Annotated in this window: 17 protein-coding genes and 1 rRNA gene; 5 read left to right on the top strand and 13 right to left on the bottom strand. The window is 58.5% G+C overall.

Annotation, left to right across the window (positions count from 1 at the left end; genetic code table 11):
* Positions 1-70: 70 nt before the first annotated feature.
* The 5 genes from G3M63_RS07270 to G3M63_RS07250 all read right to left on the bottom strand — a co-directional run bounded on the left by G3M63_RS07270 (position 71) and on the right by G3M63_RS07250 (position 6,418).
* Positions 71-1,607, bottom strand: a 16S ribosomal RNA gene (locus G3M63_RS07270).
* A gap of 547 nt (positions 1,608-2,154) precedes the next feature.
* Complete coding sequence (gene pssA, locus G3M63_RS07265) at positions 2,155-3,003, bottom strand: CDP-diacylglycerol--serine O-phosphatidyltransferase (RefSeq protein WP_150301399.1); 849 nt, start codon at positions 3,001-3,003, stop codon at positions 2,155-2,157.
* A 122-nt stretch (positions 3,004-3,125) separates the two neighbouring features.
* Positions 3,126-4,142: a ketol-acid reductoisomerase gene (ilvC, locus tag G3M63_RS07260; protein WP_150301400.1), complete on the bottom strand. Its 1,017-nt coding sequence runs from the start codon at positions 4,140-4,142 to the stop codon at positions 3,126-3,128.
* A 58-nt stretch (positions 4,143-4,200) separates the two neighbouring features.
* On the bottom strand, positions 4,201-4,692 hold the full coding sequence (gene ilvN, locus G3M63_RS07255) for an acetolactate synthase small subunit (RefSeq protein ID WP_150301401.1): 492 nt from the start codon (positions 4,690-4,692) through the stop codon (positions 4,201-4,203).
* Between the two features lies 1 nt (position 4,693).
* Complete coding sequence (locus G3M63_RS07250) at positions 4,694-6,418, bottom strand: acetolactate synthase 3 large subunit (RefSeq protein ID WP_150301402.1); 1,725 nt, start codon at positions 6,416-6,418, stop codon at positions 4,694-4,696.
* Between the two features lie 411 nt (positions 6,419-6,829).
* Here G3M63_RS07250 and G3M63_RS07245 point away from each other — a divergent pair, with 411 nt between their 5' ends.
* Complete coding sequence (locus G3M63_RS07245; protein WP_163982334.1) at positions 6,830-7,258, top strand: DUF4124 domain-containing protein; 429 nt, start codon at positions 6,830-6,832, stop codon at positions 7,256-7,258.
* On the opposite strand, the gene G3M63_RS07240 is transcribed toward G3M63_RS07245, so the two are convergent.
* The 3 genes from G3M63_RS07240 to mrcB are packed head-to-tail and all read right to left on the bottom strand — an operon-like array spanning position 7,259 to position 10,639.
* The gene (locus G3M63_RS07240; protein WP_150301538.1) at positions 7,259-7,588 is read right to left on the bottom strand and encodes a YqcC family protein; all 330 of its coding nucleotides are present in this window, start codon (positions 7,586-7,588) and stop codon (positions 7,259-7,261) included.
* Positions 7,588-8,295: a tetratricopeptide repeat protein gene (locus G3M63_RS07235; protein WP_163982332.1), complete on the bottom strand. Its 708-nt coding sequence runs from the start codon at positions 8,293-8,295 to the stop codon at positions 7,588-7,590. The genes G3M63_RS07240 and G3M63_RS07235 overlap by 1 nt, the downstream gene beginning before the upstream one ends.
* Positions 8,296-8,311: 16 nt before the next feature.
* Positions 8,312-10,639 carry a penicillin-binding protein 1B gene (gene mrcB / locus G3M63_RS07230; RefSeq protein WP_150301405.1) on the bottom strand — a complete coding sequence of 776 codons (2,328 nt, stop codon included), beginning with the start codon at positions 10,637-10,639 and terminating at the stop codon, positions 8,312-8,314.
* 123 nt (positions 10,640-10,762) lie between these two features.
* On the opposite strand from mrcB, the gene G3M63_RS07225 reads away from it, so the two are divergent.
* The 3 genes from G3M63_RS07225 to G3M63_RS07215 all read left to right on the top strand — a co-directional run bounded on the left by G3M63_RS07225 (position 10,763) and on the right by G3M63_RS07215 (position 13,721).
* Positions 10,763-12,310: a bifunctional aminoglycoside phosphotransferase/ATP-binding protein gene (locus G3M63_RS07225; RefSeq protein ID WP_163982330.1), complete on the top strand. Its 1,548-nt coding sequence runs from the start codon at positions 10,763-10,765 to the stop codon at positions 12,308-12,310.
* Positions 12,311-12,504: 194 nt separating this feature from the next.
* On the top strand, positions 12,505-12,771 hold the full coding sequence (locus G3M63_RS07220) for a TfoX/Sxy family protein (protein WP_150301407.1): 267 nt from the start codon (positions 12,505-12,507) through the stop codon (positions 12,769-12,771).
* Positions 12,772-12,929: 158 nt separating this feature from the next.
* On the top strand, positions 12,930-13,721 hold the full coding sequence (locus G3M63_RS07215; RefSeq protein WP_150301408.1) for a cyclic nucleotide-binding domain-containing protein: 792 nt from the start codon (positions 12,930-12,932) through the stop codon (positions 13,719-13,721).
* A gap of 166 nt (positions 13,722-13,887) precedes the next feature.
* Here the strand turns inward: G3M63_RS07215 and G3M63_RS07210 are convergent, their stop codons facing one another.
* Genes G3M63_RS07210 through G3M63_RS07200 form a run of 3 tightly spaced genes read right to left on the bottom strand, consistent with a single transcriptional unit; the run spans position 13,888 to position 16,578 of the window.
* Positions 13,888-14,718 carry a ChaN family lipoprotein gene (locus tag G3M63_RS07210; RefSeq protein WP_256669973.1) on the bottom strand — a complete coding sequence of 277 codons (831 nt, stop codon included), beginning with the start codon at positions 14,716-14,718 and terminating at the stop codon, positions 13,888-13,890.
* Positions 14,719-14,755: 37 nt separating this feature from the next.
* Positions 14,756-15,517: a heme ABC transporter ATP-binding protein gene (locus G3M63_RS07205; RefSeq protein ID WP_163982326.1), complete on the bottom strand. Its 762-nt coding sequence runs from the start codon at positions 15,515-15,517 to the stop codon at positions 14,756-14,758.
* Positions 15,517-16,578, bottom strand: coding sequence for a FecCD family ABC transporter permease (locus tag G3M63_RS07200; protein ID WP_371923546.1), 1,062 nt, complete (start codon positions 16,576-16,578; stop codon positions 15,517-15,519). Before G3M63_RS07200 ends, G3M63_RS07205 begins: the two co-directional genes overlap by 1 nt.
* A gap of 103 nt (positions 16,579-16,681) precedes the next feature.
* On the opposite strand from G3M63_RS07200, the gene G3M63_RS07195 reads away from it, so the two are divergent.
* Positions 16,682-17,038, top strand: coding sequence for a Rieske (2Fe-2S) protein (locus G3M63_RS07195; RefSeq protein WP_256669972.1), 357 nt, complete (start codon positions 16,682-16,684; stop codon positions 17,036-17,038).
* Between the two features lie 246 nt (positions 17,039-17,284).
* Here the strand turns inward: G3M63_RS07195 and sfsA are convergent, their stop codons facing one another.
* Positions 17,285-17,986, bottom strand: coding sequence for a DNA/RNA nuclease SfsA (sfsA, locus tag G3M63_RS07190; RefSeq protein WP_150301541.1), 702 nt, complete (start codon positions 17,984-17,986; stop codon positions 17,285-17,287).
* Complete coding sequence (locus tag G3M63_RS07185) at positions 17,986-19,167, bottom strand: pyridoxal phosphate-dependent aminotransferase (RefSeq protein WP_150301542.1); 1,182 nt, start codon at positions 19,165-19,167, stop codon at positions 17,986-17,988. The genes sfsA and G3M63_RS07185 overlap by 1 nt, the downstream gene beginning before the upstream one ends.
* Between the last annotated feature and the right edge of the window lie 194 nt (positions 19,168-19,361).

Below are 19,361 nucleotides of genomic sequence, written 5' to 3'. Positions count from 1 at the left end.
CAACCCAATCGCCTTTCTGTTGAATCAAGTAATTCGTGTGAGTGCTTGAAGAGTGCCGAGATCTATCGATTAAGGAGGTGATCCAGCCGCAGGTTCCCCTACGGCTACCTTGTTACGACTTCACCCCAGTCATGAATCACACCGTGGTAACCGTCCTCCCGAAGGTTAGACTAGCTACTTCTGGTGCAACCCACTCCCATGGTGTGACGGGCGGTGTGTACAAGGCCCGGGAACGTATTCACCGCGACGTTCTGATTCGCGATTACTAGCGATTCCGACTTCACGGAGTCGAGTTGCAGACTCCGATCCGGACTACGAACGGTTTTTCGGGATTAGCTCCACCTCGCGGCTTGGCAACCCTCTGTACCGCCCATTGTAGCACGTGTGTAGCCCTGGCCGTAAGGGCCATGATGACTTGACGTCATCCCCACCTTCCTCCGGTTTGTCACCGGCAGTCTCCTTAGAGTGCCCACCATTATGTGCTGGTAACTAAGGACAAGGGTTGCGCTCGTTACGGGACTTAACCCAACATCTCACGACACGAGCTGACGACAGCCATGCAGCACCTGTGTCTGAGTTCCCGAAGGCACCAATCCATCTCTGGAAAGTTCTCAGCATGTCAAGGCCAGGTAAGGTTCTTCGCGTTGCTTCGAATTAAACCACATGCTCCACCGCTTGTGCGGGCCCCCGTCAATTCATTTGAGTTTTAATCTTGCGACCGTACTCCCCAGGCGGTCAACTTAGTGCGTTAGCTGCGCCACTAAGAACTCAAGGTTCCCAACGGCTAGTTGACATCGTTTACGGCGTGGACTACCAGGGTATCTAATCCTGTTTGCTCCCCACGCTTTCGCACCTCAGTGTCAGTATCAGTCCAGGTAGTCGCCTTCGCCACTGGTGTTCCTTCCTATATCTACGCATTTCACCGCTACACAGGAAATTCCACTACCCTCTACCGTACTCTAGTTCAGCAGTTATGAAAGCAGTTCCCAGGTTGAGCCCGGGGATTTCACACCCATCTTACTGAACCACCTACGCGCGCTTTACGCCCAGTAATTCCGATTAACGCTTGCACCCTCTGTATTACCGCGGCTGCTGGCACAGAGTTAGCCGGTGCTTATTCTGCCGGTAACGTCAAAACTGACACGTATTAGGCGTCAGCCCTTCCTCCCGGCTTAAAGTGCTTTACAATCCGAAGACCTTCTTCACACACGCGGCATGGCTGGATCAGGCTTGCGCCCATTGTCCAATATTCCCCACTGCTGCCTCCCGTAGGAGTCTGGACCGTGTCTCAGTTCCAGTGTGACTGATCATCCTCTCAGACCAGTTACGGATCGTCGCCTTGGTGAGCCATTACCCCACCAACTAGCTAATCCGACCTGGGCTCATCTGATAGCGCAAGGTCCGAAGATCCCCTGCTTTCTCCCGTAGGACGTACGCGGTATTAGCGCCCGTTTCCGGACGTTATCCCCCACTATCAGGCAGATTCCCAGGTATTACTCACCCGTCCGCCGCTCTCAAGAGAAGCAAGCTTCTCTCTACCGCTCGACTTGCATGTGTTAGGCCTGCCGCCAGCGTTCAATCTGAGCCATGATCAAACTCTTCAGTTTAAAAACTGCTTGGGTTTTGAGAAAACCCTAAACTTGGCTCAGCGTTTACAAATAAACTCGATGAATTCACAGAGTTACTTGCTTGGCTGATAATCTTGCGATCATCGAGCAATTCAGCAAGCACCCACACGAATTACTTGATTCAGATTGTTAAAGAGCGATTCGGCCGGCGTTTCCGCCTTGCCAAGGCCGCGTATTCTACGCTAACCTTCTGATCCGTCAAGCAATTTTGTGAAGTATTTTTGCTGCTTCACTTGCTGCCTGAATGGCCTGAACAGCGTTGCTGTTCCGTGCCAGGGAGGCGCATTCTACAGGAGCCAGGCTCGCTGTCAACACCTTCCGTAAACCTTGATGAGCTTCACTCATCGCTGCGAACAACCGATCCATCCAGCCTTCGCAGAGCGGCGCATTCTACGCCTTCTCTCCAGCCTGTCAACCCCTAAATTATCGCTAACTTATTGATTGCAAAGCGCTTATTCCGTAGCGCCATGACTTGAGAGAGGCGCATTATAGGCGCTTGAGATTGAGCGTCAACAGTTTTCTCAGACTATGATTCGCCCGACTCCGACTTTGCACCTGAACCGCCCTGTTTACGCAGCCTCCACAACATGAAAATCGGACCGGATATGGTATAAGCGATGAAGATCAGCCATAGGATGCGTGACGGATCAGTCGATACCACTGCAAAGCCGAGCACGACCAGCAGAATAACGAAAAATGGCACTCGCCCCTTCAGATCCAGATCCTTGAAACTGTGGTATTTGATATTGCTGACCATCAACACACCAGCCAGCGCGGTAATCAACCCCACCAACAAGGCGATATCACCACCATCGACGCCGAAGTCACTCAGCGCCCACACCATACCCGCAACGAGACCCGCCGCGGATGGGCTCGCCAGCCCGGTAAAGTAGCGCTTGTCTTCATCGCCAATATGGGTGTTGAAACGCGCCAAACGCAGCGCCGCTCCAGCGACGTAGATGAATGCGAAAACCCAACCCGCCTTGCCCAGATCAGCCAACGCCCAGGTGAATGCAACGAGCCCGGGCGCTACGCCGAACGCGACCATGTCGGACAGCGAATCAAACTCGGCGCCAAATGCGCTCTGGGTGTTAGTCATACGCGCCACGCGGCCATCCAGTCCGTCCAGCACCATCGCTACAAAGATAGCAATCGAGGCGTTGGCAAAGTTGCCGTCCATTGCACTGATGATGGCGTAAAAGCCGGAAAACAGAGCTGCCGTAGTAAACAGGTTCGGCAGAAGATAGATCCCACGATGGCGGATTTTCTTACCATCAGGCCCGTGCTCTTCTTCGACATGCTCATCGATAGGTAAAAGCAGGCTCGGTATCTCTTCATCGCCGTGCTTCTTGTCGTGTTCTAGATTGTCGCTCATGTGGTTACCTTACAACGGTGCCGGAAATGACAGTGTGGCAACTCACCCTGTAAATGGCTACAGGACAGGCATAAAAAAACGCGGCCATGGCCGCGCTTCTCTTGTGCAATAAAGCAGAACGATTAGTTCTTGTCTTTATCAACAATCTTGTTGGCAGAGATCCACGGCATCATGCCGCGCAGCTTTTCGCCCACTTGCTCGATCGGGTGTGCCGCGTTGTTACGACGGGCAGCAGTCATCGAAGGATAGTTGTGAGCGCCCTCAGCGATGAACATCTTCGCGTACTCACCGCTCTGAATGCGCTTGAGTGCATTGCGCATCGCTTCACGGGATTCGGCGTTGATCACCTCAGGGCCGGTCACATACTCACCGTACTCGGCGTTATTGGAGATCGAGTAGTTCATGTTGGCGATGCCGCCTTCGTACATCAGGTCGACGATCAGCTTCAGCTCGTGCAGACACTCGAAATAAGCCATTTCTGGCTCGTAACCGGCTTCGACCAGCGTCTCGAAGCCAGCCTTGACCAGCTCGACCGCGCCACCACAAAGGACAGCCTGCTCGCCGAACAGATCGGTTTCAGTCTCGTCCTTGAAAGTCGTCTCGATGATACCGGTACGGCCACCACCAATCCCGCTTGCATAGGACAGGGCCAGGTTCTTGGCGTTGCCGGAAGCGTCCTGGAAGATCGCGATCAGGTCGGGAATACCGCCGCCCTTGGTGAATTCAGTGCGCACTGTGTGGCCCGGAGCCTTGGGTGCAACCATGATCACGTCGAGATCCTTGCGCGGAACGATCTGGTTGTAATGGATCGCGAAACCGTGGGCGAAGGCCAGAGTAGCGCCCTGCTGCAGGTTCGGCTCGATTACTTCCTTGTACAGCTGCGATTGGAACTCGTCAGGCGTCAGGATCATTACCACATCGGCAGCAGCAACTGCGGCCGGCACGTCAGTGACCTTAAGACCATGCGCTTCGGCCTTGGCTACGCTGGAAGAACCGGCGCGCAGACCGACAGTGACGTCTACGCCAGAATCTTTCAGGTTGCACGCGTGGGCGTGTCCCTGTGAACCGTAGCCGATAACGGCAACTTTCTTGCCCTGGATTAGGCTCAGATCACAATCTTTATCATAAAAAACGTGCATGTAATTCCCCTGTTACTGTGCGGACCCAGCCGGGCCCTGCTGACAAATTTCAGAAACCCTAGATACTCAGGACCTTCTCACCACGGGCAATACCAGATACCCCGGTACGCACGACCTCGATAACCGCCGTCGGACCGACCGCTTCGATAAAGCTGTCCAGCTTATCGGAGGTGCCTGCCAGCTGCACGGTATAAACGCTGCTGGTGACGTCAACGATCTGGCCGCGGAAGATATCGGTTGTGCGCTTGACCTCGGCGCGCTGTGCGCCGGTAGCCTTGATCTTGACGAGCATCAGCTCACGCTCGATGTGCGCGCCCTCGGACAAATTGACCAGTTTCACCACCTCGATCAGCTTGTTCAGATTCTTGGTGATCTGCTCGATGACCTCATCATGGCCGACGGTAGTCAGGGTCAGACGAGACAATGTCGGATCTTCAGTTGGCGCAACGGTGAGCGTTTCGATGTTGTAGTTGCGCTGCGAAAACAGGCCAACCACACGAGACAGCGCACCAGGTTCGTTTTCCAGAAGTACGGAAATGATGTGTCTCATGTCAGGTGCGCTCCGTCTTGCTCAACCACATATCACGCATCGATCCATCCTTGATGTGCATTGGATAGACGTGCTCGCTGTCGTCTACGCGAATATCCATGAAGACCAGACGCTTGCGGTTGGCGAACGCTTCCTCCATGGCCGGCTTCAACTCTTCCGGTTTATCCACGCGCATGCCGACGTGCCCATAGGATTCCGCCAGCTTGATGAAATCTGGCAGCGACTCCATATAGGAATGCGAGTAGCGGCTGTTGTATTGCATGTCCTGCCACTGCCGAACCATACCCAGGGCGCGGTTGTTCAGGGTAATGATCTTGACCGGCAGATCATATTGCAAACAGGTCGACAGCTCCTGGATGTTCATCTGGATGCTGCCCTCACCGGTCACACAGGCAACCTGCGCGTCAGGATAATGCAGCTGCACACCCATCGCGGCCGGCAATCCGAAGCCCATGGTTCCAAGCCCGCCGGAGTTGATCCAGCGATTAGGCTTGTTGAACGGGTAGTACTGCGCAGCAAACATCTGATGCTGACCAACATCGGAGGAAACGTAGGCATCACCCTCGGTGACTTCCCAAAGCGTTTCGACAACCGACTGCGGCTTGATAATAGAGCCGTCACCCTTGTCATACGGGAACAGGCCACGGCTGCCACGCCATTCATCAACCTGCTTCCACCAGCTGGCCATTGCTTCCCTGGTTGGACGCAGATTGAATTCGCGCGTGGTTGCCAGCATTTCATTCAGAACGCCATCAACCGGCCCGACAATCGGAATATCCGCATGAATCGTCTTGGAGATGGATGCCGGATCGATATCCACGTGAATGATTTTGGCGTTCGGGCAGAACTTGTTGGCGCCGTTGATAACCCGGTCATCAAAGCGGGCGCCGACACACATCACCACGTCGGCATGATGCATCGCGACGTTGGCAACGTAGCTGCCGTGCATACCCAACATACCCAAGAACTGCCGATCGCTGCCGGGGTAGGCGCCTAGCCCCATCAAGGTATTGGTAACCGGAACATTCAGCTCGCGGGCCAGCTCGGTCAGTTGCGCCGAGGCACCGCCTAGGATCACGCCACCACCAGAGTAAATGATGGGACGCTTGGCTTCGGCAAGCATATCGAGCGCCTTGCGGATCTGGCCGGAGTGACCGCGGACCGCAGGGTTGTAAGACCGCAGTTTGACCTTCTTCGGATAGCTGTATTCGAACTTCTCCGCCGGATTGGTCATATCCTTGGGAATATCCACGACAACCGGACCCGGACGGCCAGACTGGGCGATATAGAACGCCTTCTTGATAACTTCGGGAATCTCGCGCGGATCCTTGATCATGAAGCTGTGCTTCACGATAGGCCGGGAAACACCCATCATGTCAGTTTCCTGAAACGCGTCGGTACCGACCATGTTGCTCGCAACCTGACCGGAGATAACCACCATCGGAATGGAGTCCATGAAGGCTGTCGCGATACCGGTGATGGTATTGGTCGCGCCCGGGCCGGAGGTTACCAGCACCACGCCGGCCTTACCGGAAGCACGCGCGTAACCGTCGGCCATATGGGCCGCCGCCTGTTCATGACGCACCAGAACGTGCACGACATCGTCCTGACGGAAGATCGCATCATAGATATGCAGCAGGGCACCACCGGGATACCCGTAAATATATTTAACCCCTTCGTCACGCAATGAGCGGACGACCATCTCAGCGCCGGATAAAAGCTCCACTTAGAATCACCTCTAGCTTGCCACCCATCGGGAGAGGGCAGCAGGGTACCTGTTTACTGCTCGGCAGAGCATTAGCAACGGTGGTTGCCATGCGTCAGCTTGACTACGTGCATCGGAGACAGCCCTTGGTTACCGAACCGTCTCACCCAGCGCGAGGTAGCGCGTGCGGGTGCCAGGCCAGGAGTTGGCGGGGTCTCGCCTCCTGGATTGAGCAACAAAACGCTACGCCCGGATACCGAGTAGGTCCCGATAGCGACGCGCTTATGAGAACCACGAATTGTTTACACTCGAGCAGGAAAAGTCAATCAGGTTGAGACAAAAGCATGCGGTTATCGCCCGGCATATACCTGCCCGGCCGCGATTGGCTATAGTAGGCGTTCGCTGACGCTCATACCAAGGAAGGAGACTTGCATGTACAAGATGTTGACTGCTTTGAGCCTTGCCCTGCTCTGCTCAAATGCCATCGCAGTATCGATGTACCAGTGGACCGATGACCGGGGAGGTCTACAGTTCGGTCAACAACCTCCTGCCGATCGACCTTACCGCATCGTCGACATCAGTACTCCACCCCCGCCAGGCGGCACTCTGCGCGAGCGCCAACCGCTACCGCCTATCGAGGCCAAAGCTACGCAAGCGCCTGCAGAGAGGGCAGCCGCGCGCGCAGAGAGTGCCGAACTGCAGCGTCATTGCGAGCAGCTGAACAAGAACCTCGAGACCCTGGTGAATAACCCGCGGCTGACCCGGACCGGCGCATCGGGCGACGTAGAACGGATCGGAGAGGACGAGAGACAGAAAATGATCGCCGATACGCGCAGCGAGATCGACGATCGTTGCAACTGACTAGCTGAGTTTAGCGGCCAGACCGTCGATGCGGGTCAGAATAGCTACCAGCGTGTAACGGCGGCGGCCCAACCAGGCCAGCGCCTGCTCACCCATAGGCGCGATATGGAACGCCCCGGGCAGATCGCGACCTTGCCGGATGATTACAGCCATGCGCGGCACGAAGATCCACTGCAACCATTGCTCGAAACCGAGCGTATCGACGCAGAACGGTTGCTGACTGGCAAGCAGCTCAGCATCCGGCGGGCTTTGCGCCCACAGCCCAAGCCCGCGTAACTCTCTTTCCAGATCGATAAGGGCGTCTGCCAGATCTTGCCAGAGCGGGTCCATCACAACTGAACCCTGGCCCGCTCCCGCGCTTCGGCCGCGCCTGCACGATTGCCCTGCTTGTCCCGCGCTTCGGCAATCAGGTTCCACAACCCGGCCTGAAGCGTCGGACGATCCGCCGCGTATGCCAGCCCACGCTGTGCCAGTTGTTCGGCCTGTGCAGCATCCCCCTGTGCCAAGCGCACCTGGGCCAACCGATAAAGTACCTGCGGTTCACGCGGAGCAATACGCATCGCTCGCTCCAGGCTCGCTGACGCGCTACCCAGATCGCCGCGGCCTTCCTGGTCCCGCGCCACAGTCAGCAACGCCAGCACCGGCCCGTCGAGCTGCTCGTCGCCCTGAAGCGCGCCGCCTGGCTGGGCCGGCGCCTGCTGCGTTGGCTGCTGACCGGATTGTTGCTGTTGTTGTTGCTGCTGTTGCTGTTGTTGCTGCGGTTCACCCTGCTGCCACGAAGGCTGAACGTCCAGAGGATAGGATTCGATTGCACGCGAGCCACCGGCTTCGTCAGGCACCATCACCACCACACTGCTTTGCTCCGGCTCAGGGGCCGGTTGTTGCTGTACCGGTTGACGTCCGGCCCCAACCCGCATCTCTTCGCTGGACACCGAACGCCCCGAATCGACTACCGGAACCGTGCCCCCCGTACCAGCACAACCGGCCAGCACCAACACACACCCGGCAAGCAGGCCGAACCGTTCATATCGCATCATTCAATCCTCTCTTGATTCATGGCAACCAGCCACGAATAACATCCAGTACTCGATTCGCGCCGTCTTTCACCGCTTCAGTATCGAGCAGCGGCCGACAGCCCGGTCCTGGCAATGGCGCAAACCCTTTTCGGAACGGCTCCTCGATACTGCCTGGACAGCTCGGATCACTGCCCTGCCCGGTTACCGGGTCGATCCAGGCCATATCCACGCCTGCGGGTGGGCTGGTTGAAAGCCCTTGCGGGTGTGCGTCACGCATAAATGCGCTCCACACCTGCAGGGCACCGGTGGCCCCGGTCAAGCGCGTCGCGCCGTTATCATCCCGACCCAGCCAGGTCACCGCGAGCAGGTCCTGAGAATACCCAGCAAACCAGCTATCGCGCAGATCATTGGTCGTACCCGTTTTACCCGCAAGGCGTACCGTAGACGGGATCTGATTATACGCCGATCGGCCCGTACCTTCGGTCATTACCCGAACCATCGCTTCCTGCATCAGATAGATGGTCGCTGAATCGAAGCGTTGCTGCACCGCGAACGGATAACGTCCCAGCGGCTCGCCATCCGGCGCCAACACACTGCGGATAGACCGCAGCGGCGTATTAAAGCCGCCATTGGCCAACGTCTGGTACATATCCGTGACCTGCAATGGCGTCATGGCACCCGAGCCGAGCAGCATCGAAGGATAAGGCCGCCAACCGTGTCGAACGCCCATCCGTTCAATGGTCTTGAGCACCTCCGGTACGCCGAGTTCCATACCCAGCCGCACCGTGGCCTGGTTATAGGAACGGCTCAATGCCACGTGCAGCGGCACCAGGCCATGGCTTTCCCGACCATAATTCTGCGGCGTCCAGGTCTTGCCAGGCTCAGCCTCGAGCGTGACCGGAGAATCATCAATCGGCGTGATCAGAGAGTAGCGCTGCGGCTGTTCAAGCGCCGTCAGGAAGACTGCAGGCTTGACCAGCGAACCGATGGGCCGCGACGCGTCGAGGGCACGATTGAACCCCGAGAACCTGGGGTTACGTCCACCGACCAGCGCCAGCACCTCGCCGGTTTGAGCACTGGTCACGACCATCGCGCTTTCCATCTCCACATCGCCCGGCGCGGGCCCTAACCGCTTCAACGTGGTCTCCACCGCCCGCTCGGCCTTGTTCTGCATAACCGGGTCGAGACTGGTAAAGATTCTCAGACCTTCGCTGGTCAGATCCTCGTCACGATATTCTTCGCGCAACTGACGCTTGATCAGGTCCATGAACGCTGGATAGCTGGTGTCGGTCAGACGCCCCCGTGCCGCTACATCCAGAGGCTTGGCGATGGCCGTCTGTGCATGCTGCTCACTGATCACGCCCTGTTCAGCCAGCATTCCGATCACCAGATCCCGGCGTTGCTTGGCGCGTTCCGGTCGCCGACGCGGGTTATAGAAGGAGGGGCCTTTGACCATACCCACCAGCAACGCCACCTGGTGCAGCTCAAGCTCACGCAGCGGCTGCGCAAAATAATACTGGCTCGCAAGTCCGAAGCCATGCACCGCACGGCGACCATCCTGACCCAGGAACACTTCGTTCAGATAGGCCTCGAGGATGTCTTCCTTGGAATAATGCAATTCCAGCAGGACCGCCATGATGGCTTCGTTGGCCTTGCGCAACATGCTCCGCTCGCTGGTGAGATAGAAGTTCTTCACCAGCTGCTGAGTCAGCGTACTGCCGCCCTGCACCACCCCGCCAGCCTTCATGTTGACGTACGCCGCGCGCAGAATCCCCTTGGGCGAGACGCCGAAATGCTGAAAGAATTCGCGATCCTCGACGGCTACCAGAGACTCGACAAGATAGGGAGGCGCCTCCTGCAGCTGAATCAGAACGCGATCTTCATTGTGGGCCGGGTAAATACCACCAATCATCAGCGGCTCGAGCCGCGCCATAACCAGATTCCCGTGCCCTGCGAGCCCGGCCACCTGATTGCCGTCAAAGCGTACGCTCACGTGCTGGGCAGGCTCGTCGCCCTCGGAAAATGCAAAGCCGCGCGTATGCACATCGACCCGACTGCCGGCGACCGACACCTGCCCAGGCGAACGCGCCGCCTGGGCGGTGCGATACCCCAACGCCTCCAGCTCGGCCAGAAAGTCATCCTTGTTCAGCCGCTGCCCCGCAAACAGCTCCAACGGTCTGGCGTACACCTTGGCCGGAACCGCCCAGCGCTTGCCGGAAAACTTTTCCTGTACGACAGCGTCCAGGTAGATCACCAGACCGCCAAACAATACCAGCGCGACCAGCCCCAGCTTGAAAATCCAGCCCGACCAGCGCTTCCAGAAGCCGGCCTTCTTGGCCGCCCGTCCCCCGCGTTTTCTTCCCATAACCTTCCCAACCACCCCGTAACCGATGCAACCGCCTGATTCGTCGGCGGATATAGCGAAGGTTGGCCTGCAGCCTACCAGCCTTCATAATGCTGCTGTTGTCAGTCCAAGCAAGGATACACCGTGAGCCAGACACTGCTGAACGCACTGCAAGATCCAGCCCTGTACGATCATCCGGTTTCCGGATTTACGCTGATGGAGACCCATATTTCATGGGTGTTGCTGACCGGCGACTATGTCTACAAGATCAAGAAGCCGGTCAATTTCGGTTTCCTTGACTATTCGAGCCTTGAGCAGCGCGCTCATTACTGCAAAGAAGAGCTGCGCCTCAACCGTCGTCTCGCACCCGAGCTGTATCTTGATGTCATCCCGGTCCGCGGCAGCGAAAGCTCACCGACGCTGCGCGGGGAAGGTCAGATCATCGAGTATATGGTCAAAACGCGCCAGTTCAGACAAGAGGACCTGCTCGGCAATATGCAGCGAGCCGGTACGCTTACCGCCGAGCATATCGATTCGCTGGCCCGTACGCTGGCTGACTTCCACGGTCGCATCGACTGTGCAACGCTCGACTCTACCTGGGGCGAACCCGAGCAGGTGCATGCGCCAGTCGCCCAGAACTTCGAGCACATCCGCTCCATGCTGAGCGACGCCAAACAACTAGCGCAGATCGAGCAGCTGGAGCTGTGGGCGCATAGTACATTCCAGCGGCTGATTCCCCAACTGGCCCAGCGCAAAGCAGAAGGATTTATCCGCGAATGTCACGGCGACATCTACCTGGATAACGTCACCATGGTCGACGGCAAGGTCACGCTGTTCGACTGTATTGAATTCAATGAAGCCTTTCGCTGGATTGACGTCATGAGTGACGTCGCGTTCATGGCCATGGACATCGAAGACCGCGGTTTGCCCACGCTGGCCCAGCGCTTCGTCAATGCCTATCTGGAACATACCGGCGATTACGCTGGCCTGCTGGTGCTGAATTATTACAAGGCCTACCGCGCCATGGTCAGAGCCAAGGTCGCCCTGCTGCGCCTCGGCCAGCCCGGCATCACCGATTCCGAGCACGATGAGGTCATGGCGCGCTTCCAGGGTTACGTCAATCTCGCCGAAAGCTATACGCATATACCACAGCGCTTCGGTTTGCTCATGCATGGCGTGTCGGGCTCTGGTAAAAGCACGCTTACCGGCCAATTGGTCGAGCATCTGGGCGTCATCCGGATACGCTCTGATATCGAACGCAAGCGGCTGTTTGGCATCGATGGTGCAGGCAAACTGGACGCCGAACTCTACGCACCAGAGCGCACCCAGCAAACCTACGCCCGCCTGGGCGTACTGGCCGCACAGGTGCTTGCCGCTGGCTACCCGGTAGTGGTTGATGCGACGCATTTGAAGCGCGACCAGCGTGCGCTGGTTCGTCAGCATATCCAGGAGCAAGGCGCGCCCTGCCTGATCATCGCCTGCAAGGCGCCGCTGGAAACCATCGAAGCCTGGATTACCAAGCGAGCCGAAGCAGGTAACGACCCATCGGACGCAACCATCGATATCGTGCGCCACCAGCTCGAGACCATGGACGCGCTCGACGAAGAGGAATCACAGCACAGCCTGACGGTTCAGACGGACAAGAGTCAAAGCATGCAGGAGCTCGTTGCCACCCTGCGCAAGCGACTCTGATCGCGATACAAGCCAACCCCCCCCTGGCTGTACGGAACTGACAGGGGGCACTACACTGGATTCGGGAACCAATAAAAAGAAGCCCCGAATCATGCAATCATTTCAAAGACCGGACCCTTTGTCGGGCCAGCTGCTGTCGCGCCGTTTCAACATCACCCTGCCGCATTCCATCCACTTGGTCATGTGGGGTAAACATGCAGGATGATGAGCTTCTGGGTCTGCGCAACCTGGGCAAAACCTCCACCCAATGGCTACATGCCACCGGCATCCACAGTCTCGAGGAGTTGCGTCGGCGCGGGCCGGTGGGTTGTTATTGTGCAGTACGCGCCCGTGGATTTCGCGCCTCCAAGGCGCTACTGTTTGCCATTGCCGGAGCACTACAGGACGTACACTGGAACCAGCTTGATCCGGCCTATAAAGCGCAATTGCTCGATCAATTGCGCAGGGAAGAAAAGCCCTGAAGGCGGCAAAAAAGAGAACCAGCTCACATTTCCGGGTTTTGCGTGACCGCAGCCTGATTGCAGCCAATTTATATTAGAAAGCGCGCTGTAGCGTCTGGACCGTCGCAGAGCGTCTACTGCCGGGAGCGGCCTTGGAATTTATCAAAAGGAATTTCTGAATGTATCTCATTGGTGACCAGCCTTCCTACGCCGAAAAACTCATTAGTGACCTGCAGCTCATACCCGAGCAACTGCTGGTTGGCCTAGAGCCCTGCGACGCGACACTGCATCTTGATTCGACCGATGACCTGTATCGCACTATCGGCAACAACCGGCTCTACCTGCTCAAAAGCGGTTTGCTGCACGCCATGATCGACGGCAAGCCGCTGTTTTACATGCAGGAAGGAGACCTCATCGGACTACGCCAGGGGCTGAGCACCGCGCCCTGCATCTATACCAGTGACGAACCTCTGGAGCTGGTCCCTTTTGACCGCGAGGCGCTGTTCAAGCACATCCATGCCAGTAGCAGACGTCAGGAGCAATTCACTCAATACATACTCGGGCAGGCGGCGCTTATGTCAGACGCGTTGGCACATAACAAGCCGGCGGAAATCAGACCGGTCACCGGCTTTCAGCACTTCGAAGCGGGTGCTGAACTGATACGCCAGGGCGACGATGCAGACCACGTATTCATCATTACCGAAGGTCATGCTGAAGCCTTTGTGGAAGGTATCAAGGTAGGCGATGTGCAAAAGGATGAGATTTTCGGAGCCATGGCCTTGTTCACCCGGGAGAAACGCTCGGCGACTGTCATTGCCAGCGCACCGACTACCGTGATGATGATTCCGAAGGAGCAGTTCCTGGCACTGATGCAAAGCAATCCGCGCATCGCGCACAGCCTGATTGAAAGCATGGCGCGTCGCATCGATCTGATGAACAAGGAACTCAGCCACTACAAGCGCATGAAATAAATCAGGCCGATCGCTTGACATGATAATGAGAACGATTATTATTAACACAAGCCATCGCGAGGTGGCCCGATAACGGGATGTCGCGAGACAGCTGGTTATCTCCTCATCAGGCTAATCACGGATATTTGACCCGCTCTTTGAGCGGGTCTTTTTTTGTCCGCCCGCTTCACCAATCAGCGCAGTAATCCTTCGGCTCCATCGCTGCGGTCAACCAGACGAAATCAGCTTGCGTTGCGCCGGGGACAGATTGTCCCGCCTCGATCAGCATGACTACCGTCGGTGCGTCGCCGCCCGGCCAATGTAGCGGTGCGCCCAGATCCTTGCGTACATGGAAATTGCCAGCCAGCAGCAATGCGGGTGGCTCGGCGGCGTACAGCGTCTCGGCCATGCGCTGATCGCGGGCCTGCTGAATACTGAGCATTGCCGGAAAATGCGTTTCGGAGAGCTTGCCGCAGTGCGAGTCCTCAATCGTTTCGCGCAGCTGCCGCCCCGCGTCCTTGCTGTACACGTCACTTAATGGGGTCGGATCGCGATAACGCTGCTTCATCTCGTCGTCTGCGATATTGGCTGCGAGCAACCGGTCGGGCTCACCCAACCCCCAGCGGACCAGGTCGCCATACAGCGTCCACTCCCAACCGGGCGCCCAGTCCAGGCGTGCCTGCAACGTTTCATTATCCGGCAGTTTCTCGTTACGAAGCAGGTCATCCACCGACTCCTGTTGCTCGGGCGCGAGCATTTCCATCAACAGACTCGCCTGCGGCCGGCGCTCCGCCAGCGCGCGCAGCAACCACAGCTGTAGCTGATGATGATCGGGATTATCGTGCTTCTCTCCGACCATTACATACGGCGCGTCTACCAGCGCCTCGACCAGTTCAAGGGGACTGATCCACTCATTGGTCGCCGTGTTTTTGACCTGCCCCACCTGTGGGTGCTCTTTGTGCAAGGGGCTGATCCACTCCGGTAGCGGTTTCGCCAGGGCACCCAATGAAAACAACATTGCAACTGATCCAACCAGAAATGCATTCATCCTCACCTCAGATGATTATCAAAGGGCTGTCCTGGGCAGGATGCCGTGTTACCTGAACTGCCACAGCAAAAACCTCGCCGATGCGCTCCGCCTGTAACACATTCCATGGCGTGCCCAAGGCGACAACCTCACCGCGATCAAGCAACAAGATACGGTGAGCGTAGCGGGCGGCAAGGTTCAGATCATGCAACACCACCAGCACCGCGCCACCCCCTGCAGCAATGCGTTGTGCCTGCTCGAGGATCAGCTGCTGATGGGCCAGATCCAGAGATGCAGTTGGCTCGTCCATGATCAGACAAGCCCCGGGTGTTTCCCAGATCTGCGCCATGACGCGTGCCAGATGAACACGCTGCCGCTCGCCGCCAGACAGTTTGAGATAGCTGCGCCCAGCGAGATGCGTCACATCCGCCGCCCGCATCGCCTCGCTGACGATACGTCGATCGGTTAGCAAGCCGGTGTCGTGCGGCATCCGGCTCATCGCCACGACTTCTTCGGCAGTGAAAGCGAACGCAAGCGACGAGGATTGCGGCAGTACGGCCAGACGGGTCGCGAGCTCGCCAACAGGCCACTGCGCCAAGGGTCTCCCGGCCAGGCGAACCTGCCCGGCCGAAGCTGATAGCTCCCCCGCCAGCGTACCCAACAGCGTGCTCTTACCTGCCCCGTTGGTACCCAGCACGGCCAGTACTTCGCCCGAGCGCAATTCGAAATTGACCTGGCTCAGAATGGTCTTGCCGCTCCGGGCACAACTGAGATCGACCGCCTCCAGCATCAGACGCCTCCGTTGCGCTGGGCGCGCAGAAGCAGGGCAAGGAAGAACGGCGCGCCGAGCAAAGCCGTCAATATCCCCAAGGGCAACTCCGCGGGCGCCACCACCAAACGGGCCGCAACGTCCGCGACCAATAGCAGGCCTGCACCCAGCAACATCGAGGCAGGCAGGACGTAACGATGATTCGCGCCGACCATTAGCCTGACCAGATGCGGGACCACCAGTCCGACGAATCCGATCAGACCGGCTGCCGCTACGCAGGCACCGACACCGAGAGCTGTCAGCAGCACCAGTTCACGCTTGACTCGCTCTACTTCAATGCCCAGATGCCGGGCTTCGGATTCGCCCAGCAACAAGGCATTGAGCGCCTTGGCCTGACGCGGCAGACGCCACCAAACCAGCGCACAACATAGCGCCAGCATGCCCACTCGCTCAAAACTGGCACCACCGAGGCTGCCCATATTCCAGAACACCAGCGTCCGCAGCATGGCATCGTCAGCAAGATAGCTGAGCAGTCCGATAAAGGCGCCGCTAACGGCCGCGATGGCAATACCCGCCAATAGCATGTTGGCAACCGAGGTGCCATGAACTGACTGTCCGAGCCGGTAGACCAGCCAGGTCGTCAGGGCACCGCCAATGAACGCCCCCAGCACCGTGGCGTAGGGCAATAGCGCATCGGGCATCATCGCCAGCCAGGGTCCACCCAGCACCAGAATCAAGGCGACGCCCAGCGCCGCGCCGCTGGATACACCAATCAGCCCGGGATCAGCCAGCGGGTTCCGGAACAGCCCCTGCATCGCCGCGCCGGTCAATGCCAGCGTCGCTCCCACCAACATGCCCATCAAGGTGCGCGGAAGGCGTATCTGCTCGACGATCAGCTGCGCCTCGACTGCATGTTCCATCGGCAGAATCAGGCTGACCAACACCAGGACCGTATCGCCCAGAGGAATCGTTACCGCACCCAGCGCCAGCGATAGCAGCACCGCCAGCACCAGCAGAGCGGCAAGCAGCACCATGGCCATCAGCCTCAGCCGACGCGCAGCATCCATCTGTTGTCCTTTCATAATCAACTGATCCGGCACCGCCTTGAACCGGGCCGCCCCAAGGTGGCACAAGGTACCAGTATTGCTGCTGGCCGTCAGGCCGGCCAATAAGGATAATCGGCCGATGACCAAGCAAAGCAAACACCGAGAACCCCGCGCATTGTGCCGGATGGATGAGCTGCCCGACCCCGGAAGCAAGGGTTTTGGCAACGGCGCAACCGGCATTCTGGTTGTGCGCCAGGGCACTGAAGTCTTCGCCTACGAAAACCGGTGCCCGCACCGTGGCATTCCGCTGGAATGGACGCCCGACCAGTTCCTCGATAGCTCCGGCCGATTGATTCAGTGCGCGACGCACGGCGCGCTGTTTCTACCGGAAAGCGGTGAGTGTATTGCAGGCCCCTGCAGTGGCGACTCGCTGCGCAAACTGGACAGCTATTTACAGGACGGCGTTGTGTGGCTTGGAAAAGCCAATCCCCCCTAGTCCCCCTTTTACCAAGGGGGGAATCGGTCCGTCGTGTTTGATGGCTTTATTTTCAGCAATACCTTGAACATTTAGCGAGCCAGGGAAGGTTCAATCTCCGGACCGCACCGATGATCGAACAAGCACGCCGGTTGGCAGGGTTCACGGCGTCTTGCGTAACGCGGGCGGACGGTGGGCGATTGGCTCAGATCATATCCGCGCTCGTACCCAGCAGGTTCATCAACGCTCAGCCCACACGCTTTGCCACTAGAGAACCACCGGCAGCTGCCCCACCACGTTCAACCCTTCTGGCTGAGGTAACACCGACCAGGCGATGATCTCCACGCCCTTCTGCGCCGCCTCACGCAGCAATCTCCCATAGACCGGATCTATCTCGTCGGCCGGGCGTACCGAGCGGATGCCGCTGTGCATCACACAGAACAACAGGCACGCGCGGCGACCTGTTTCCACGACATCAATCAGCTCCCTCAGATGCTTCTGTCCGCGCAGGCTGATCGCATCCGGAAACGCGCCTTCGCCCTGTTCCAGCGCCAGCGTAACGCTCTTGACCTCCACCACGCATTCGCCCGGGTCGCTCAGCAGAAAATCGAAACGGCTCGCACCGGGAATCAGCGTAACCTCCGCACGGAGGTGCCCGAAGCCGGTCAGCGGACCTATTGCGCCCACCGCCAGCGCCGCGCCTATGATCTTGTTTGCGCGTGCGCTGTGAATGCAGGCCAGCTCACCCGGCGCTGTCTCGACCAATTCCCAGGTGCCGGGGAGTCTGCGCCCTGGTTTGTCGACCATCCGCACCCAGACCCGGCTGCCGGGCTCCCCGCAATTCTTCATCGAACCCGTGTTCGGGCAATGGACAGTCAGTTCGCGCCCATCAGCCAGCAGAACATCGGCAAGAAAGCGCTTGTAGCGCTTCACCAATACGCCTTCGGTGAGCGGCGATTCGAACGGTATCAGCATGCGCGCCAGCTTTGTAATCCACGGGCGAGGCGTTCAACAGCCTGCTCCAGGCGTGGCAGAGACGTGGTGTAGGCGAAACGCACATGCTGATCGGCCAGATAGTCGCCGAAATCCAGCCCGGGGGTCACCGCCACATGCTCGGTCTCGATCAGATGCTGACACAGCGCCGCGCTGTCCCCGCCGAACCCCTGGGTGCCTGCGTATAGATAGAAGGCGCCGTCCGGCGTGACCGGCACGTCGAAGCCCAACTCGCGAACCGCCGGCAGCAGAAAGTCCCGGCGCTGGTGGAATGCCTCACGCCGTGACTCGCAGATGTCCAGGCTCTCTTCACTGAAGGCAGCCAGCGCGGCCACCTGCGCCATGTGCGGCGCGCATATATAAAGGTTCTGCGCCAGCTTCTCCAGCTCCGGTACCGCAGCCTCTGGCGCGACCAGCCAGCCCAGGCGCCAGCCAGTCATGCCGAAGTATTTCGAGAAGCTGTTCAGCACAAAGGCGTCGGGCGCGACTTCAAGCGCAGACACCGCATCACAGCCGTAGGTCAGACCATGATAGATCTCATCGACAATCAACGAACCGCCCAGGCGCTGGGTCATCTCGGCGAGACCGGCAAGCTGGGCACGGCTCAGCAGCGTACCGGTTGGATTCGATGGCGACGCGGCCAGCACCGCCGCCGTGTGCGGTTCCCAGAACTGCTTAATCATGGCTGGCGTCAATTGATAGTGGGTATCGGCCCCGGTTGGAATCAAACGGGTCTGGCCTTCCACCAGGCGAAGAAAATGTCTGTTACAGGGATACGCCGGGTCGGCCATCAGGACGTTGCAGCCGGGCTCCACCAGCAGTGCACTGATCAGTAACAGGGCGGCTGAGCCACCTGGCGTGATGACCACGCGCCGCGGGTCCAGATCGATACCGTAGCGGCTGGCATACAGTCCGGCGACCGCTTCACGCAGGGCCGGTATCCCCAGCGCGGAAGTATAGCCGGTGCGACCATCAGCCAGGGCAGCCTGCCCGGCCCGCACTATGGGTTCAGGCGTGACAAAGTCGGGCTCGCCAATCTCCATATGAATCACATCGTGCCCCAGCGCTGCCAGAACCTGGGCCCGGGCGAGCACGGCCATAACGTGAAAAGGCTGGATATCATGCGCCCGTTGGGCCCAGCGATACTGCTGCATCATCATCTCCTGGTTCAAGGGCAACATCGAAACGCGGATGATACCGCCGATAGCCCCTCGCTACAGCCCGCCTGACACTGGCCCGCCTTCTGGCGCCAAACAGTAGCTTACGGTACAAGGTTCTGGTAGCTTTGCCCGCTGCAAGCCACCGGCCGCCTCCACAAGGACAGTTACGGTGGGTACCCGGTCAGATTGAT

The sequence above is a fragment of the Pseudomonas sp. OIL-1 genome (assembly GCF_010669185.1).
Lineage (GTDB): Bacteria > Pseudomonadota > Gammaproteobacteria > Pseudomonadales > Pseudomonadaceae > Halopseudomonas > Halopseudomonas profundi.
Note: the sequence above shows the minus strand (reverse complement) of the source record. Positions and strands in the feature narration are given on the sequence as shown.

Excerpts from the sequence above, each read along its gene's own strand:
- G3M63_RS07200 (WP_371923546.1), bottom strand. The coding sequence starts at position 16,578 with ATGAAAGGACAACAGATGGATGCTGCGCGTCGGCTGAGGCTGATGGCC.
- G3M63_RS07185 (WP_150301542.1), bottom strand. The coding sequence starts at position 19,167 with ATGATGCAGCAGTATCGCTGGGCCCAACGGGCGCATGATATCCAGCCT.
- G3M63_RS07210 (WP_256669973.1), bottom strand. The coding sequence starts at position 14,718 with ATGTTGTTTTCATTGGGTGCCCTGGCGAAACCGCTACCGGAGTGGATC.
- ilvC (WP_150301400.1), bottom strand. The coding sequence starts at position 4,142 with ATGCACGTTTTTTATGATAAAGATTGTGATCTGAGCCTAATCCAGGGC.
- G3M63_RS07235 (WP_163982332.1), bottom strand. The coding sequence starts at position 8,295 with ATGATGCGATATGAACGGTTCGGCCTGCTTGCCGGGTGTGTGTTGGTG.
- G3M63_RS07215 (WP_150301408.1), top strand. The coding sequence starts at position 12,930 with ATGTATCTCATTGGTGACCAGCCTTCCTACGCCGAAAAACTCATTAGT.
- ilvN (WP_150301401.1), bottom strand. The coding sequence starts at position 4,692 with ATGAGACACATCATTTCCGTACTTCTGGAAAACGAACCTGGTGCGCTG.
- G3M63_RS07220 (WP_150301407.1), top strand. The coding sequence starts at position 12,505 with ATGCAGGATGATGAGCTTCTGGGTCTGCGCAACCTGGGCAAAACCTCC.
- G3M63_RS07240 (WP_150301538.1), bottom strand. The coding sequence starts at position 7,588 with ATGGACCCGCTCTGGCAAGATCTGGCAGACGCCCTTATCGATCTGGAA.
- mrcB (WP_150301405.1), bottom strand. The coding sequence starts at position 10,639 with ATGGGAAGAAAACGCGGGGGACGGGCGGCCAAGAAGGCCGGCTTCTGG.
- G3M63_RS07195 (WP_256669972.1), top strand. The coding sequence starts at position 16,682 with ATGACCAAGCAAAGCAAACACCGAGAACCCCGCGCATTGTGCCGGATG.
- pssA (WP_150301399.1), bottom strand. The coding sequence starts at position 3,003 with ATGAGCGACAATCTAGAACACGACAAGAAGCACGGCGATGAAGAGATA.
- G3M63_RS07245 (WP_163982334.1), top strand. The coding sequence starts at position 6,830 with ATGTACAAGATGTTGACTGCTTTGAGCCTTGCCCTGCTCTGCTCAAAT.
- G3M63_RS07205 (WP_163982326.1), bottom strand. The coding sequence starts at position 15,517 with ATGCTGGAGGCGGTCGATCTCAGTTGTGCCCGGAGCGGCAAGACCATT.